General features: G+C 52.2%; 17 protein-coding genes. 13 read left to right on the forward strand and 4 right to left on the reverse strand.

Annotated features, from left to right (window positions below):
* The first annotated feature begins 131 nt into the window (after window positions 1-131).
* Window positions 132-1,574, forward strand: coding sequence for a catalase (locus GM556_RS08145; RefSeq protein WP_155579783.1), 1,443 nt, complete (start codon window positions 132-134; stop codon window positions 1,572-1,574).
* Window positions 1,575-1,639: 65 nt separating this feature from the next.
* On the opposite strand, the gene GM556_RS08150 is transcribed toward GM556_RS08145, so the two are convergent.
* Both GM556_RS08150 and GM556_RS08155 read right to left on the reverse strand, forming a co-directional pair.
* The gene (locus GM556_RS08150) at window positions 1,640-2,305 is read right to left on the reverse strand and encodes a hypothetical protein (protein WP_155579784.1); all 666 of its coding nucleotides are present in this window, start codon (window positions 2,303-2,305) and stop codon (window positions 1,640-1,642) included.
* Window positions 2,306-2,407: 102 nt separating this feature from the next.
* Complete coding sequence (locus GM556_RS08155; protein WP_155579785.1) at window positions 2,408-3,109, reverse strand: pirin family protein; 702 nt, start codon at window positions 3,107-3,109, stop codon at window positions 2,408-2,410.
* Window positions 3,110-3,275: 166 nt separating this feature from the next.
* Between GM556_RS08155 and GM556_RS08160 the strand changes: the two genes are divergently transcribed.
* Window positions 3,276-4,211 (forward strand): LysR family transcriptional regulator, encoded by a 936-nt coding sequence (locus GM556_RS08160; RefSeq protein ID WP_155579786.1) that lies wholly within the window; start codon window positions 3,276-3,278, stop codon window positions 4,209-4,211.
* Between the two features lie 107 nt (window positions 4,212-4,318).
* Window positions 4,319-4,915: an NAD(P)H:quinone oxidoreductase gene (gene wrbA, locus GM556_RS08165; protein ID WP_155572496.1), complete on the forward strand. Its 597-nt coding sequence runs from the start codon at window positions 4,319-4,321 to the stop codon at window positions 4,913-4,915.
* An 84-nt stretch (window positions 4,916-4,999) separates the two neighbouring features.
* On the opposite strand, the gene GM556_RS08170 is transcribed toward wrbA, so the two are convergent.
* Window positions 5,000-6,085 (reverse strand): A/G-specific adenine glycosylase, encoded by a 1,086-nt coding sequence (locus tag GM556_RS08170; protein WP_370513616.1) that lies wholly within the window; start codon window positions 6,083-6,085, stop codon window positions 5,000-5,002.
* Window positions 6,086-6,131: 46 nt separating this feature from the next.
* On the opposite strand from GM556_RS08170, the gene GM556_RS08175 reads away from it, so the two are divergent.
* Window positions 6,132-6,650 (forward strand): DUF721 domain-containing protein, encoded by a 519-nt coding sequence (locus tag GM556_RS08175; protein WP_196424797.1) that lies wholly within the window; start codon window positions 6,132-6,134, stop codon window positions 6,648-6,650.
* Between the two features lie 90 nt (window positions 6,651-6,740).
* Here the strand turns inward: GM556_RS08175 and serB are convergent, their stop codons facing one another.
* Window positions 6,741-7,637 (reverse strand): phosphoserine phosphatase SerB, encoded by an 897-nt coding sequence (gene serB, locus GM556_RS08180; protein WP_099026629.1) that lies wholly within the window; start codon window positions 7,635-7,637, stop codon window positions 6,741-6,743.
* 44 nt (window positions 7,638-7,681) lie between these two features.
* Between serB and miaA the strand changes: the two genes are divergently transcribed.
* The 9 genes from miaA to GM556_RS08225 all read left to right on the forward strand — a co-directional run bounded on the left by miaA (window position 7,682) and on the right by GM556_RS08225 (window position 16,806).
* Complete coding sequence (gene miaA / locus GM556_RS08185) at window positions 7,682-8,665, forward strand: tRNA (adenosine(37)-N6)-dimethylallyltransferase MiaA (protein ID WP_155579788.1); 984 nt, start codon at window positions 7,682-7,684, stop codon at window positions 8,663-8,665.
* Between the two features lie 39 nt (window positions 8,666-8,704).
* The gene (gene ilvB / locus GM556_RS08190; protein WP_155579789.1) at window positions 8,705-10,483 is read left to right on the forward strand and encodes a biosynthetic-type acetolactate synthase large subunit; all 1,779 of its coding nucleotides are present in this window, start codon (window positions 8,705-8,707) and stop codon (window positions 10,481-10,483) included.
* A gap of 70 nt (window positions 10,484-10,553) precedes the next feature.
* Window positions 10,554-11,573 carry a ketol-acid reductoisomerase gene (gene ilvC / locus GM556_RS08195; RefSeq protein WP_155573405.1) on the forward strand — a complete coding sequence of 340 codons (1,020 nt, stop codon included), beginning with the start codon at window positions 10,554-10,556 and terminating at the stop codon, window positions 11,571-11,573.
* Between the two features lie 202 nt (window positions 11,574-11,775).
* Complete coding sequence (speD, locus tag GM556_RS08200) at window positions 11,776-12,255, forward strand: adenosylmethionine decarboxylase (protein ID WP_099026633.1); 480 nt, start codon at window positions 11,776-11,778, stop codon at window positions 12,253-12,255.
* Between the two features lie 144 nt (window positions 12,256-12,399).
* Window positions 12,400-13,296: a polyamine aminopropyltransferase gene (gene speE, locus GM556_RS08205; RefSeq protein WP_155579821.1), complete on the forward strand. Its 897-nt coding sequence runs from the start codon at window positions 12,400-12,402 to the stop codon at window positions 13,294-13,296.
* 23 nt (window positions 13,297-13,319) lie between these two features.
* On the forward strand, window positions 13,320-14,150 hold the full coding sequence (gene panB / locus GM556_RS08210; RefSeq protein ID WP_155572493.1) for a 3-methyl-2-oxobutanoate hydroxymethyltransferase: 831 nt from the start codon (window positions 13,320-13,322) through the stop codon (window positions 14,148-14,150).
* Window positions 14,151-14,217: 67 nt separating this feature from the next.
* Window positions 14,218-15,360: a glycine cleavage system aminomethyltransferase GcvT gene (gcvT, locus tag GM556_RS08215; protein ID WP_155572492.1), complete on the forward strand. Its 1,143-nt coding sequence runs from the start codon at window positions 14,218-14,220 to the stop codon at window positions 15,358-15,360.
* Between the two features lie 164 nt (window positions 15,361-15,524).
* Complete coding sequence (locus GM556_RS08220; RefSeq protein WP_155572491.1) at window positions 15,525-15,827, forward strand: putative quinol monooxygenase; 303 nt, start codon at window positions 15,525-15,527, stop codon at window positions 15,825-15,827.
* Window positions 15,828-15,852: 25 nt separating this feature from the next.
* Window positions 15,853-16,806, forward strand: coding sequence for an ROK family protein (locus GM556_RS08225; protein WP_155572490.1), 954 nt, complete (start codon window positions 15,853-15,855; stop codon window positions 16,804-16,806).
* The last annotated feature ends 19 nt before the right edge of the window (window positions 16,807-16,825 follow it).

The following is a 16,825-nucleotide window of genomic DNA, read 5'->3' on the forward strand; positions in this document are numbered from 1 at the left end:
TCCTCCCGCATTGAAGGCTAATACCGGAGTGGATTGGAACTGTTTATTAGAGAAACAGGATTAATCATCTTCCTTTTCGCGTAGGTACTACCTATTTTCTGACATCAGATAGTAAGGAAGGAGTCCTTTAAATGTCTGATAAAAACATCATTCGCACAACAGCCGGTGCCCCTTGGGTGAGCAATCAGGACAGTAAATCTGCTGGTCCTCGTGGTCCGTTGCTGCTGGAGAATTATCAGCTAATTGAAAAGCTGGCTCACCAGAACCGTGAGCGTATCCCAGAGCGTACTGTCCATGCTAAGGGTGTTGGTGCCCATGGGACATTGACTGTCACAAAGGACATCACGAAATATACATGTGCGTCTCTTTTCTCCAAGGTTGGGAAGAAGACGGAGATGTTCTTGCGGGCTTCCACCGTTGCTGGTGAGCGCGGGGCTGCTGATGCCGAGCGTGACGTACGCGGTTGGGCGCTGAAGTTCTATACCGATGACGGTAACTGGGATTTGGTGGGTAATAACACGCCGGTCTTCTTCATCCGTGATCCGATCAAGTTCCCGGACTTCATCCATACGCAAAAGCGTCATCCACGCACTAATCTGCGTTCTGCTACAGCGATGTGGGACTTCTGGTCTCTTAGCCCAGAGAGCTTGCATCAGGTCACTATCCTGATGTCTGATCGTGGTATCCCTAAAGGCATCCGTAACATGAACGGGTATGGCAGCCATACCTACTCTATGTGGAATGCGAAGGGTGAGCGTTTTTGGGTGAAGTTCCACTTCAAAACCCATCAGGGTCATGAGTTCTACACAACTGAGGAAGCGGCCGAGGTTGTTGCTAAGACCCGTGAATCCACACAAGAAGACCTGTATGAGAACATCGAGAAGGGGAACTTCCCCAAATGGACGTTCTATATTCAGGTGATGGAAGAAGAAGAAGCCGAGCGCGTCAACTTTAATCCGTTTGATGTAACTAAGGTTTGGTCTCATAAGGATTATCCGTTGATTGAGGTTGGTGAGCTAGAGCTTAACCGCAACCCAGAGAATTACTTCGCTGAGGTTGAGCAGGCTTCGTTCTCTCCATCCAATATTGTGCCGGGTATTGGTTTCTCTCCTGACCGTATGTTGCAGGGGCGTATCTTCGCCTATGCAGATGCGCATCGCTACCGTGTTGGGACGCATTATGAGGCATTGCCGATTAACCGTCCTAAAATCAAGGTGAAGAATTATCATCTTGATGGGCCGATGCTTCATGATGTGCCAAAGCGTGGCGATGGCGATTATTATGAGCCAAACTCCTTTGGTGGCCCGGTAGAGGATTTAGCAGCGATGGAGCCGCCGCTGCGTGTTAGTGGGGATGCCACCTATTACGAGCATCGTAAGGATGGTGACGACTTCGCTCAGCCGCGTGCTTTGTTCCATCTGTTTGATGCAGGGCAGAAGCAGCGTCTGTTCAACAATATCGCAGGGGCTATGGCTGGTGTGCCGCAAAATATCATCGACCGTCAGCTTGCTTTGTTTGAGAAGGTTGACCCTGCCTATGCCGAAGGGGTCCGTAAGGCTCTAAAAGGCTGCTAAGCTGGTTTAAGCATCTACGCTAAACTAAGGAAAAGCCCTTTGCGTTATAGGCGCAGAGGGCTTTTTTACATGTTGATATGGATGATGAAGGTAGAGGCAAGGGAGGGATCATCACCATGTTGTAGGGTGATGACATCTTGTTGTCCGGCGGGGAGTTGCCCAAGGCGTGTTAATTCAGAAAGATTTTCAGGGAGGGGGACGTCAATCTCTCCAATATGGAGATGGAAGGGCACCTCTGATGAAACATGAGCTGGGCCAATAACATGCTGATTTAACGCGCGGAGTTCAGCGTGGTTTTGGTCGATGAGGCGTGCAAGCCCTTTATAGCCCTCTAGTGTTAAGGGGAGGAAAGAGCTTGCTTCATCTTGGCTCTCGGCAGTGAAATCAAGCGTATTATCCTCCGACCTAAAGGTAAGCCAATGACGGTTTGTTTCTGCATTGCGGAGGGTTATCAAACCGCGTGATGTGGGGATGATGTCACTCTCTGGCAGAGGGAAGGGGAGGGAGATGCGTTTATGAAACCGTGCCGTGAGAGGGGGGTTATCCTCATAAGAGGTGAGAGGCGCCTTTAGATAAAGGGCAAGGCCGGGGAGCTGATGTGCTGTAAAGGGTTGGAGGATAATTGCATCAGCAAGGCTATCATGGCTCATCATTTGGCCTGTTGCATCTAATAGCCAGAGATGATGGGCGTTTGCTGCTGTCATATGCTCAAAAGGGGAAGAAAGAGGCATAATAATCCTACCGGGGTGTCTCATAGGTATATAGGTGGCATATAGGTTTCACGGGAAACATTCTAGTTGAAACCATAAAATTGCACCCCGGTAGGTTTGGGGTTAGGCCGTTACATCGACTAAAACCACTTCCGTATCCTCTAGGGCTTTTAGTGTTAGAGCTTCTTGTTGGGCGATGGCGGCCCCAGCGCGGGATGTGATGCTTTGCCCATTAAGGAGGAGGCTGCCCTTAGCGGGGACGAGATAGCCCAGCCGGTTTTCCCCTAATTGATAGCGGATATCTTGCCCTTTTTGTAGATTGAAGCCAACCACACGGGCATCTGCATGGATAGGCAAAGCCCCCTCGTCCTCAGCATAGCCGGAGGCGAGGATGCTCATCTGGCTTGTTTGGTCATTTTTGGGAAAATGACGCGTCCCCCAAGAGGGCGCATGGCCTTTTGATGTGGGAATGATCCATATTTGGAATATCTTGGTAGGGATGGCCTCAAGATTATATTCGCTGTGGAATATCCCCGTCCCAGCAGACATCACTTGTACATCACCAGCTTCCGTCCGCCCGCTATTGCCGAGGCTATCTTTATGGGTAATAGCCCCTTCACGCACATAGGTGATGATTTCCATATCCCGATGAGGGTGGGTGTCAAACCCTGTACCGGGGGCGATGATATCATCATTCCATACGCGGAGATGGCCCCAATTCATACGCTTAGGGTCCATATAATGAGCAAAGGAAAAATGATGATGAGCGTCCAGCCACCCATGATGCGCATGGCCCAATGTTGCAAAAGGACGGATGTCTATCATGATATAAGAACTCCTTCATAAGGTGATAGGAGGAGTCTAAAATCTAAGAGATAGATAGTGTATAGAAAGAAAAGAAAGCTATTTGTTCTAAAACTATCATCGTCTTAATTTTGCACCATTTTGTTCATATAAAATTAACTTCCTTATCGGGAGGCTATGAGACGCCATGAAATTACCAGACTTTGAAGCATGGGCTATTTTTGCCAAAGTGGCTGAATATGGCTCTTTCTCGCAGGCAGCGAAGGAACTGCAACTCTCCCCGCCGACTGTCTCTAAAGCGGTGAGTCGTTTAGAGCAGTCTTTAGGTGTGTCGTTATTCAGCCGTAATTCTCGGCATATGTCCATCACACAAGCTGGGCATATGGTGTTGGAGCGGGCAAATCGTATCTTTTTAGAAGCGGAGCTAGCAGAGGCTGAGGCGCGTGGGGGGAAGGTTCAGCCTTCTGGTCTTATTAAAATAGCAGCCCCTACGATTTTCGGTATTCGGCATATCTCGCCTATTCTTCCTTCATTTTTGGAAAATTATCCAGAGATTGACCTTATGGTTAATTTTAGTGATTCTTTTGTGGATCTGATTGCCGAAGGTTATGACCTTGTAATTCGTATTACGCGGCTAGCTGATTCCGCACTAACTGCGCGGAAGTTGTGTACCGTGCGGCGGTTGCTTGTTGCAGCCCCTTCCTATGCGGCCTCTTTAGGGGGGATAACACACCCACGGGATTTAGAAGGCCAAAAGAGCTTTATTTATAGCAATGGTGTGGCACCGGGGATGATTCGCCTTATGGGGGAGGGGGTGCATAAAGGGGAGGTTTATATGCTTTCCCAAAAGGCGCGCCTTCAATCAGATAATGTAGAGGGTTTTCTTCCGGCTTTAGAAGCGGGGTTAGGCTTTAGTCTTTTACCAGAGTTTTTAGTAAGTGACGCGCTGGAGGCAGGGCGATTGGTGGGGCTTCTCCCCGGTTGGCATGTGGAGGATGTAGGGTTGTATCTTGTCACAACGGGGCGGGCTTTGCGCCCACAACGCGTTACGTTGTTGATGGAGCATCTCATACGCCATTTTGAAGCTCCTTCATGGCGGAAGGGTAAGGCTATAGAAACGTGAAAAGCTCCCTTTCTATTTTTGCTCTATGCGCCTCATGATCTGACCATTAGCGTATGGGGTGAAGTGACCTTTTGATAGAGAAGGTCACGCGGAAAAGGTGGCGTAATATGTCGAAGATTCTTGTTCTTTATTATTCCTCTTATGGTCATGTAGAGACAATGGCCTATAATATTGCAGAGGGTGTGCGCAAAGCTGGGCTAGAGGTAGATGTAAAACGTGTGCCGGAATTAGTGCCCGAAGAGGCGGCGAAGGCGCATCATTTTAAAGTGGATCAAAAAGCCCCAATCGCCTCGCCTGATGATTTGGTTCATTATGATGGTATTATTGTTGGGGCACCTACGCGCTTTGGGCGTTTACCAGCGCAGATGGCCAATTTCTGGGACCAAACAGGTGGTCTTTGGGCAAAAGGGGCATTGATTGGTAAGGTCGGTGCTGTTTTTACCTCCACAGCGACCCAGCATGGTGGGCAGGAGACAACGCTTTATTCTTTGATGTCTAACTTGTTGCATCATGGCTTAGTGATTAGTGGGCTGCCTTATAGCTTCCAAGGGCAGATGCGTAATGATGAGATTACCGGTGGTGCACCTTATGGGGCGACGACAATTGCCTCGGGTGATGGCTCTCGTCAGCCAAGTGAGACAGAGCTAGAGGGTGCGCGCTTCCTCGGGCAGCATGTGGCAGGGCTGGTAAAGAAGCTTGCCTAATTTTGCTGGCATGTGACCTTATGAGGGAAGGGAGGCTGGGGTCTAGCCTCCCTTTTTATGTCTCTATGTTTCATGTGAAACAATTTAGCGCATAACAGGTTTATGCTGTGTCCCGATGAGGAGGCACTTCCTCATCACGCTAGAGAGAATGGCCTCTTTAAAGGGGAGAAAACGACCATAAGAGGCAGGGATAGTGTAGTTGCTCTTAGCCGGTAAGGTGCAACCATAAATATGGACCATTAAGGTGAAATGGCTGAAAATATGCTTCACCTCCCCGCAATGCTCCCATTGGGTGGGGAAGGGCGCATCATGCGTAAAAGCTGTTTTTTTAAGCTGTGTAAGGGAGGGGGTTATTTTGTCATCCGCCCATGGCGTGCCGGGGAGTTCATCTGTGCCACCTAATAAGCCTGATGGAGGACGGGGGCGGAGTAAGACGTGGCCTTGGGCATCAATGATGCGAAAAAGAATGGCATGGCGCGTGGGGCGTGGTTTTTTCTTCTCCCGTGCAGGGAGCAGGGGGGCTAGGTTGTGTATTCGGGCGAGGCACTCTTCATGCCATGGGCAGGTTAAGCAGGAGGGCGAACGGGGAGAGCATAGGCTAGCCCCGAGGTCGAACAAAGCTTGTGCAAAATCGGAAGGGCGCGCTTGTGCGGCGGGGTCATCATTTAGATGGCTGGCAAGCTGAGCTAAAAGCGGGCGCGAGGCGGGTAAAGGTTCCTCCACAGCATTGAGCCGTGCTGTGATGCGCTCCACATTGCCATCAACAGGCACGGTGGGAATATTAAAAGCAATGGCCGCAATCGCACGGGAGGTATAAGCCCCAATGCCGGGGAGTTTTTGTAGGGCTTCAATTGTAGAGGGAAATCCTCCTATCTCGTGAACTGCTTTGGCACATGCATGTAAGTTACGGGCCCGTGCATAATAACCAAGCCCCGCCCAAAGTTGGAGGACTGTCTCTAAGGGGGCAGCGGCGAGAGCATCAATTGTGGGGAAATGCTCTAAAAAACGCTCATAATAAGGGATGACTGTTTGCGCGACAGTCTGCTGGAGCATGATTTCACTGAGCCAGACATGGTAAGGCTCTGCTTGCTGGCCGGGGGCTGCACGCCATGGGAGGTTACGGCGGTGGCGGTCATACCATTGGAGAAGTTGGGCGGAATTAGGTGTCACGATGGGCTTAGTACGCTATGATGAGGGGGGAATAATGGGGCAGTATATGACGGAAGATTCATCGGAAAAAAAGACAAAGAAAGCGGATAAGACAGAGTATCGCCGGGTTGGGGGGCGGATGATAGGTGCGCTTTTACCACGATTAACCCAGCCAATCTTCCGTAAAAAATCGCCCCTTTATGTGCGTCTGCTTATGGAGTGGGAGACGCTTGTAGGGACAGCCTTGGCAGAGGTGAGCGAGCCATGCCGTTTGCGGCCGGGTGTGTTGACGATACGATGTTGTGGCCCCGCAGCGGTGGAGATGCAATATGCAGCCCCGCGTATTTTGGCCAATATTAATACAGCTTGTGGTTTATCGGGGGCAGATGCTCTAACGCAGATTAAATTATTGCAGGATCGCCCGGTCCAACCAAAGAGAAAATCCCCCCCTCGCCCTAAGCAATGCAATGGGGCGTCCATCGCAGTGGAGGGTATAGATGATGAATCACTTAAAGAAGTGTTGGAGCGTCTAGGCAGCCATGTTTTGGCAAAAAAACAAGGCGCGAAACGCGAGAGGCGTTTTTAGGTTTGCCTAAAATATAAGATGCATAAGGAGAGGCCCTAGACCCCGGCTCTCCGTTATGGAGATGCCGAAGGCATAGGGGTGAGGGGAAGGTTACTCCCCGCCGACAATGTCGGAGGCTTTATAGCCTTGGGCAAAGAGATGCGTCCGCATCCCTGTGAAGTTGACTTGTTGCTCCACCACTTGGCGGACATTTGGCTTTGCATGATAGGCAATGCCAAGCCCCGCGGCTTGGAGCATGGGGATGTCATTAGCCCCATCACCAGTTGTGATGCTGGCAGAGAGCTGAACACCACGCTCGGCACAAATTTGCTCAAGATGTTTCTTCTTAGCATCTGGGCCGAGAATATCGCCAATGAGCTGACCTGTGATGATTCCGTCTTTAATCTCAAGGAGATTGCCGTAATGCTCATCAAAGCCGAGTTTTTTAGCCGCACGCTCGGTGAACCAGTCAAACCCACCGGAGATGAGAGCCGTGCGTGCGCCATTGGCCTTCATGGTCTGGACAAGCTCTTTAATCCCATCGGTGAAGGGGAGCTTCTCTAGCACGTCCTTTAGCAAGGATTCAGGATGGCCTTTTAGCCCGATGGTCCGTTTGCGGAGGGATTCATCAAACTCCATCTCGCCATTCATCGCGCGTTTGGTAATCTCGGCGACATAGTCACCTGTGCCGGTGGCCTTGGCAAGGTCATCCAGCGTTTCGCCATCAAAGATGGTGCTATCCATATCGGAGACGAGGACAGCCTTACGGCGGCCCCGCGTCTTGGTGAGGATAGCATCGACCTTATAAGGGGCAAGGGCGGCACGGATTGTTGCAGGCGTGGCATCACCGGGGCCGGGAGGCGGGCAAAAAATATCAACGGCTTCACCCTCGGACAGCACGACCGGCGGTTCACCTTTGACAAGATTGCGGGCAATGTCGATCGCCTCTTTGGGAAGGGTCCCATTGCGGCGATTGGCAACAAGAGTCAGAACACAAGGTAGGGACATGACATCTCTCGCTAAAACATCAGAAGATATGGCAGAATAAGTGTATGAGCTCTTCTGAAAACGCCCTTATTGTGGCCGGACCAACCTGTTCGGGCAAGTCAGCTTTGGCCTTTCATTTGGCAGACCTGTATTGTGGTACGGTCATTAATGCGGATTCTATGCAGGTTTACCGGGAGTTACGCATCCTTACTGCCCGCCCAAGTGAGGCGGAGGAGGAGGCGATTCCGCATCGTTTATATGGGGTTTTGCCTGCGGCTACAGCAGGTAGTGTTGCATGGTGGCGTAAGCAGGCCCTCGCTATAATGGCAGAATGCCGCGCCGCAGGGCGGTTGCCTATCCTCTGCGGGGGGACGGGTATGTATCTACGCGCCTTGACCGATGGCCTTGTGGAAGTCCCCGACCCTGGGGCAGAGGCACGCCAACAAGCCCGCGCCCTGCTTATGGAGATTGGGCCTGAAGCGTTACACGAAAAATTGATGAAGGCAGACCCTCAAACAGCCTCTCATCTTCACCCACAAGATTCTCAACGTGTGAGTCGGGCTTGGGAAGTGCTGATGGGAACAGGCCGGGGTTTAGCCTCATGGAGGGCGGCGGAGGGCCTACCGGCAGCACCTTACCGGTTTATATCCCTCATGCTGGATCCTCCGCGTGATGAGTTACGTTCTGCCATTGCTCAACGCTTTGATGCCATGCTGGAGGCTGGGGCGATGGAGGAAGTCGCCGCGCTACGACGGCAGAACCTCCCTGAGGGCCTCCCTGCTATGCGGGCGCATGGTGTGCCAGAGTTAGGACAAGTGCTAGAGGGGCAATGGAGCCTTGATGAAGCTCGCCTACAAGCGACCCGCGCCATTGGCCGTTATACGCGCCGCCAAGCGACATGGTTCCGCCATCATGCTCTTAGCAAAGATGGAGATGGCGAAATAATATTTCACAGAACGAGCGGAAAAGAGTTCTTTTCGAGTAAAAAAATGCGCGAAATTGAACATTTTATATCATCTAGAATTGACGGAGCCGGTTTAGAGCGATAGAGCAGAAGCGTTGCGTTAACCGGCGAGAGGATATACGCCATGCCTGCCAGCGAGACAGCTCCGATGATGGCAACAGGTGCTGAGGTCATTTTACGCGTTCTTGAAGAAGAAGGCGTGGATGTCATTTTCGGCTATCCCGGTGGTGCGGTCCTCCCTATTTATGATGCGCTTTTTAAGCAAAAGGCGATCCGTCATATTCTCGTCCGGCATGAGCAAGCGGCAACCCATGCGGCGGAAGCTTATGCACGCTCCACAGGTAAAGTGGGTGTGGTGTTGGTGACATCCGGCCCCGGTGCAACCAATGCCGTAACAGGTCTGATGGATGCGAAGATGGATTCCATCCCGCTTGTTTGTTTGGCTGGGCAGGTGCCTGTTCCCTTAATCGGGAAGGATGCCTTCCAAGAGGCGGATATGGTGAGCATTACGCGCCCCGCTACGAAGCAAAGCGTCCAAGTGCGTGAGGCTGCGGCTTTAGCCCCTACGATTCGCGAGGCCTTTGCTGTAGCGCGTTCTGGCAGGCCCGGCCCGGTTTTGGTGGATTTACCTAAGAATATCACAGTCTCGGAAGCCCCCTTGCCGCCGCGCCCGGCACAACCTGCTTGTAAAGAGGCGGGTCCATCTCTGGAGGGGCATGCGGTAAAGCGTGCGATTGAGGCGATGAAGAACGCCCGTAAGCCGCTGCTTTATGTGGGGGGTGGCGTTATTAATGCCGGGCCGGAAGCCGCAAAATTGCTACGTCAGTTAGCGGAGAAAACGGGCTTCCCTGTGACCTCTACTCTGATGGGTTTAGGGGCGTATCCGTCCTCTAGTGAGTCGTTTTTAGGCATGCTGGGGATGCATGGGGCGGTTGAAGCGAATATGGCCGCGCATGATTGTGACGTGCTGGTAGCCCTTGGGGCACGGTTTGATGACCGGGTAACGGGCCGTGTGGATGGGTTCTCCCCTCATTCCTTCAAGATTCAGGCGGATATTGACCCGCGTGAGTTTGGTAAGATTGTAAAGGTTGATGTCGCTTTGCAGGGGGACCTCAAGGCGACTTTAAAGGCCTTGCTGGCAGAATGGGGGGATACGCAAGCAGCGGATCTTTCCAGCTGGTGGCAGGAGATTGCCCAATGGCGCGCTGTTGAGGGCTTTGGCTTTGAGCAAGATAAAGCCGATACAGCCATTATTAAGCCGCAATATGCGTTAAGCCGCTTGTATGAAAAGGTGAAGGCTAGCGGGCGGGACTGTTTTGTTACGACCGAGGTTGGGCAGCATCAAATGTGGGCGGCGCAATATTTCGGTTTTGATGAGCCTAACCATTGGTTGACCTCCGGTGGGCTAGGTACAATGGGCTATGGCCTGCCAGCAGCAGAAGGCGCGCAGATTGCTCATCCTGATGCTTTAGTGATTGATATTGCCGGTGAGGCCTCTACCCTGATGAATATTCAGGAGTTAGGAACAATCGCCCAATATCGCCTGCCGGTGAAAATCTTCATCCTTAATAATCATTATATGGGGATGGTACGCCAATGGCAGGAGCTAGTGCATGAATCCCGCTATTCTCAGTCTTACAGTGCAGCTTTGCCGGATTTTGTGAAGCTGGCGGAGTCGTTTGGCATCCGTGGGTTGCGGGTTGAGACGCTGGGCGGGTTGGATGAGGCCATTACCACTATGTTGGCGCATGATGGGCCGGTGTTGGTGGATGTCCATGTAGCGCAAGAGGAATGTTGCTTCCCCATGATTCCCTCTGGGGCCAGCCATGACCAGATGCTCCTAGGGCCGGGGCGTGTGTTTGGCGGGGCGAAGCTGACAGAAGAAGGCAAACGCCTCGTTTGAGAGATGGGTTTTACGGGCTGCCTAAGCGGCGGGTCGCTATTGTGTGTTTTGGAAAGGAAGGATGAGTACAATGCGTGTTTATTATGATCGCGATGCGGATATTAATCTGATTTGTGGCAAGAAGGTTGCCATCATCGGTTATGGTAGCCAAGGCCATGCCCATGCCAACAATCTGCGTGATAGCGGGGTGAAGGATATTGTTGTCGCTCTGCGGCCAGAATCTAAGGCGCGCGCAAAGGCAGAGGCAGCGGGCTTCCGCGTTGTAACACCCGCCGAGGCCGCCGCTTGGGCCGATGTTGTGATGATTTTGACACCAGATGAAGGTCAGGCCGCTCTGTATAAAGAGCATCTGGCCCCGCATTTAAAACCCGGCACGGCTCTGGTGTTTGCGCATGGTCTGGCTATCCATTTCCGCCTGATTGAGCCAACTGCCGAGATGGATGTGTTCTTGATTGCTCCGAAAGGCCCCGGCCATACGGTGCGCTCTGAATATCAGCGTGGTGGTGGTGTCCCATGCTTGGTGGCTGTGCATCAGGATGCTTCTGGCCATGCGAAGGATATTGCTCTGTCCTACGCCTCTGCCGTTGGTGGTGGGCGCGCTGGCGTGATTGAGACGAGCTTCCGTGAGGAAGTGGAGACAGACTTGTTTGGTGAGCAAGCCGTGCTGTGCGGTGGGACGATTGAGCTTATCAAAGCCGGGTTTGAGACGCTGGTTGAGGCAGGCTATGCCCCAGAGATGGCGTATTTTGAGTGTCTGCATGAGATGAAATTGATTGTGGATCTGCTTTATGAAGGTGGTATCTCCAACGTCAATTACTCCATCTCCAACACGGCGGAATATGGGGAATATGTCAGCGGGCCGCGCGTTGTGACCCCTGCGGCAAAAGATGCCATGCGTGCTGTGCTGAAGGATATTCAGGATGGGACATTCGTGCGGAACTTCATTTTGGAGAATCAGTCCGGCAATGTTGGCTTTAAGGCATCCCGTGCCCGTGATGAACAACATCAGATTGAGAAGGTCGGGGCAAAATTGCGTGAGATGATGCCGTGGATTGCCAAGAACAAGCTGGTTGATAAAACACGTAACTAATAAAGGTTGCGGTTTTATAATCACAGAGTGGTTATGGCTTAATGGGGAGGATTTTCCTCCCCATTTTTATGGAGTATTATTGCGTCCATTTAGCAGATTTTTAAAAAACAGTTGCGTTTAGCGTTATATTTTCTTAGAAAACGAGTTCGACGCTCCTTCATTCGGGAAGGGGGGCGATAATCTGCTGGTTCAGGAGTACGTTATGGACGCACTTGCTCGACTGGGGATGGAATCGGACCTTCCGAGAGATATCCAGAACACTGAGGCAATTCACGCAGTCGAAGACTGTAAGGACTTTTTTATCAAGCAAGGTGGTGAGACCTATGCAGGTAATCATCTGCTTGTTGATTTCTGGAATGCCAGAAATCTGGACGACCCCGAACAAATAGACGCTACGTTAAGGCGGGCTGCAAAGGCAGCAGGGGCAACGATTCTTCATGGCCATTTCCATCATTTTACGCCAAATGGTGGGGTTTCTGGCGTGATTGTTTTGGCTGAGAGCCATATTTCCATCCATACATGGCCGGAGCGTCACTTCGCAGCGGTGGATATCTTCATGTGTGGTGTGTGCGACCCTAACCGGTCGGTCCCTGTTATGCAGGAGCTTTTTCAAGCTGGCCGTGTGGAGATAGACGCGTTCAAGCGTGGGCGTGTCAGTGCGACAAGGCATACAGGGCGGTAAGCCGAGCGGGGAAGGGGTTTAGGCGTCTTCCCAATTTCCCTATAATAAAAGGTTATAGGCCCCTGCATTTTGTAAGGCAGCGGGGCATAGCTGGCTATGAGCGTACTTATTGTGGGCACGCATCCATGGCTAGGTGATGACATGATGAAAGGATGGGCCGTGTCTTCTGGCATATCTTCCGAGGCGTGGTTTAACGAGGCTTTATATCCTGATTGGGGCCAACGCTTTAAAGTGGTGAAAGAGCTTGTGCATAAACGCTCGCCTTTCCAAGATATTCGTATCTTTGAGAGCAGCAGCCACGGCCGTGTTTTGGTGTTGGATGGCATCATTCAAATTACCGAGCGTGACGAGTTTATTTATCAGGAAATGTTGGCTCATGTGCCACTTTTCATGCATCCGCACCCTAAGCGCGTTTTAATCATCGGCGCAGGTGATGGCGGGGTGTTGCGCCGTGTCCTTCAACATAAAACGGTGGAAAAAGCCGTCATGGTGGAGATTGATGGCGATGTGATCGAACTTTCCAAACAGCACCTGCCGATGTTCGGCAAGGATGCGTGGGATGACCCGCGGGCTGATGTCATCGTGGGTGATGGGATTGATTACGTCAAAAAAGCTGATGATGGGGCGTTTGATGTCATCATCGTTGATAGTACAGACCCTATCGGCGTGGGTGATGTACTCTTTACGGATGATTTTTATAAGAATTGCGCGCGCATCCTCTCAGATGAAGGGATTATCGTGAATCAATGCGGTGTGCCCTTCCAACAAGCGGATGAGCTGCGGGAGACCACAGCACGGCGGGCGAAGTTCTTCCCGCATGTAACGGCCTATCTTGCGGCAGTGCCGACTTATGTTGGCGGTTTTATGACCCTTGGGATGGCGAAAAAGGGCACCGCACCGCATAAGTTAGAGCTAGCGACGTTACAAAAAAGAGCGCAAGAAAGCGAGATTGCGGAAAGCTGCCAGTATTGGACGCCAGAGGTGCATATTGCCTCTTTCAGCCTTCCGCCTTATATCGCCCAAAACCTCCCACGCTCATAATGGTATAGAGAAGGACCCCTACCATGCGCCGGATGACACTTGCGGACTTCCAGAAGATGAAGGATGAAGGCCGGCCCATCGCCATGGTGACGGCCTATGATTACGCCTCGGCTTTAATTGCGGAGCAAGCGGGCGTGCCGGCTATTTTGGTAGGGGATTCCCTCGGCATGGTTATGCAGGGGCAGGATACAACCTTACCTGTGCGTGTAGAGGATATGATCTACCATGCCCGCATGGTCATGCGCGGGAGCCGTAAAGCCCTTGTGGTGGTGGATTTGCCTTTTCTGTCTTACGCGACAGAGCAAGATGCGGTGGATGCAGCACGGCGCGTTATGCAAGAGGGGGGCGGCCAAGCCCTTAAATTGGAGGGCGGGCGTGAGATTGCCCCGATAGTGCGGCGTTTAACAGCAATGGGCGTGCCGGTGATGGGCCATTTGGGGCTTACGCCACAAGCGCAACATCAAATCGGCTTGCGCGCTCAGGCAAAAGAGGTGCAGGCGGCGCGTAAATTACTTGATGATGCGCGTGCGTTAGAGGAGGCTGGTGCTTTTGGGATTGTGCTGGAGGTTATCCCGGCAGATTTAGCGGCTTTGGTCTCTAAAGAGGTGCGTATTCCCACAATCGGCATTGGGGCTGGTGCGGGGTGCGATGGGCAGGTCCAAGTCTGGCATGATGTGCTAGGGCTATTCGAGGGGAAATCGCCTCGTCATGCGCATCGTTTTGCAGAAATTGGGGCGCAGATGGTTGGGGCTTTATCTCATTATGTAAAGCAGGTGGAGGAAGGCTCCTTCCCCACAAAGGCGCAGAGTGTCAGTATGGCCCCCGATATTTTGGCCGCTCTTACAGCGGAGTGAGATTGTCAGAGAGGGGGGAAGCTGGCAAAGTGCCGCTTTTCCCTGTCTTGCAGGAATAAAGATAGACATGATGGATGAGACAATACAACCTAGCCCCCTTCGGGCACTCCATGAGGAGCTTAAAGCTCAGATGGATGGGTTTGATGGGTACGAATTGCCAGCACAATATCCCTCCGGGGCTGAGGTAGAGCACCTCCATACGCGCAAACAGGCTAGTTTGTTTGATATTTCCTTTTTGGGGCAGTTGCGTGTGCGCTCTAAGGAGGGGAATCTCGCCATTGTGGCTGAGGCCTTAGAGCAGCTTTTGCCAACCAATGTTATAGGGATGGAAAAAGGCCGGATGCTCTATGGTCTCCTCACAACAGACCAAGGCGGCATCCGAGATGACCTTGTTATCTCCCGGCAAGAGGATGATTTTTTACTCATCCTCAATGGGCGCAATCGCGAAAGCAATGCGGATTATATTGAGAATGCCCTTGGTGAGGATTGCAAAGTAAGCCGTGAGTTCGACCGGGCGATGGTGAGCCTACAAGGCCCAAAAGCAGCAGATGTGTTGGGGGCTGTCCTAGGGGTAAGTGCCATTACTGCCATGAAGTATCGTGATTGCCATGATATGCCGTGGGAAAATGGGACCATTACGGTTGCGCGCTTTGGCTATACGGGGATGGATGGGTTTGATATTTGTCTGCCAGCAAATCTCGCAGAAGCTTTTGCACGCCGTCTTTTGGAGCATCCAGAGCTAGAGCCTGCCGGTATGCTGGCGCGTAATACGTTACGTTTGGAGGCAGGGTTATGCCTCTATGGGACGGATATTGATAAAACGACCTCTCCGGTAGAGGCCGCACTTGCCAATAATATTGCACAATGTCGTAGGCCCGGTGGTGAGCGCGCAGGAGGCTACCCCGGTGCGGAGACCATCGCAGGGCAATTAGAGCATGGGATTTATCGCCAGCGCGTAGGGTTAAAGCCGAGTGATGAAACATCCCTCCCTAATGGGGCGGAGATTTTCTCTGATGCTGAAGGGCAGGACCGTATTGGCCGTGTTACCTCAAGCTGTTTAAGCCCGACATTACGGGTCATGATTGGCATGGGCTATGTCACACCGGCTCATGTTGAGGTGGGTAGTCAGATTTTTGCCAAAATGGATGATGGTACCATGCAGCCTATCACAGTGGCGGCTCTGCCTTTTGTCCCCCTTGCGGAGCGGTGACCCTCTAGCCGTATTAAATCTAGCTCCTTTTCCTTAATAGGGCTTTACGCCATGCCTTTTTTGGGTGAGGCTCGGCAATAGCAGGCGGGGAGGGGTCTCTCCGGCCCTGCTGCGGCCCTAAGCATCCGGCTTGGGAGCTTATAAGATGGTTAAGGAGATGTGGTATGAGCGAGGCTGTTCATATTCTGGCATTAGCGACAATTGATAAGGGCAAAGCGGCAGATCTGGAAAAAGTTGTGCAGGAATGTGCGAAGCACTCCCTGCAAGAGAAAGCCTGCAAGCGTTACGAAATTGCGCGTGATGCTGAGAATGAAGGTCGCTTTACTGTGAGCGAGATTTGGGCCAGCCAAGAAGGCTTCGAGGCGCATCTCGCGACAGAGCATTTCGGCGTGTTAGCGGCTTTCGCTAAGGAACATGGTGCAGAGCTGGAAGTCATCCGCCAAGTACCGCTGCATCCCGCCGCATAAACGGCAGAATAAGGAGTGTAACTCAATGGCTGATTATCGTTTGGGCATTGATTTTGGTGGCACGAAAATCGAGATCCTGGCGTTGGACCGCAAAGGGCAGGAGGTATTGCGCGAGCGTATTCCTAATCCCGGCGTCTATGATAAGGCCATTGAGGCCATCCGGGATTTAGTTCGTAAAGCGGATGAGCAGATTGGTTGTGTTCCTGCTCATCGTATTACGGGGACGCAACTAACCTCCACGTTGGGCATTGGTATCCCCGGCTCGATGTCCCCAGAGACAGGGCTTGTGCGGAACTCCAACGCAACATGGCTGAACAACCATCCCTTTAAGCGGGATGTGGAGGAAAGCCTTGGCCGCCCTGTGCGGGTGGAAAATGATGCGAATTGTTTTGCCCTTTCCGAAGCGGCCGATGGCGCGGGAGAAGGCTATGCTACAGTGCTGGGTGTAATTATTGGCACCGGCATGGGTGGGGGCATTGTTGCTAATGGCCGTATTCTCCCCGGGCGGCATCATATTGCTGGGGAATGGGGCCATATTCCTCTGCCATGGGCTAAGCAAGAAGATTTCCCGATGCGGAAATGCTTCTGCGGGAATGAGGGGTGTCAGGAGCGTTATCTTTGTGGCCCGGTCCTTGGGGCGGAGTGGAAAGGCGAAGGCAATCGCTCCCCTAATGGGATTGAGGAAGCCGCGCGTAATGGTGATGAGGCCGCGATTCGCGCATTAGACCTCTATATGGACCGTTTTGCGCGGGCCTGTGCACAGGCTGTGAACTTCCTAGACCCAGATGTAATTGTGTTGGGTGGTGGGGTGTCTAACTTAGCCTGCATTTATGAGCGTGTGCCGAAATTGCTGCCGCGTCATGTTATTACGTCACCTTGCACAACCCCAATTGTGCAGAACCGCCATGGTGATAGCTCTGGCGTGCGCGGTGCGGCATGGCTGTGGGATGTGAGTGAGAGTGGCGTGACGCATACATAGTAAGTCGGACTAAACGTAC

This window comes from Bombella sp. ESL0378 (genome assembly GCF_009725845.1).
In the GTDB taxonomy this organism is placed as follows: Bacteria; Pseudomonadota; Alphaproteobacteria; order Acetobacterales; family Acetobacteraceae; genus Bombella; species Bombella pollinis.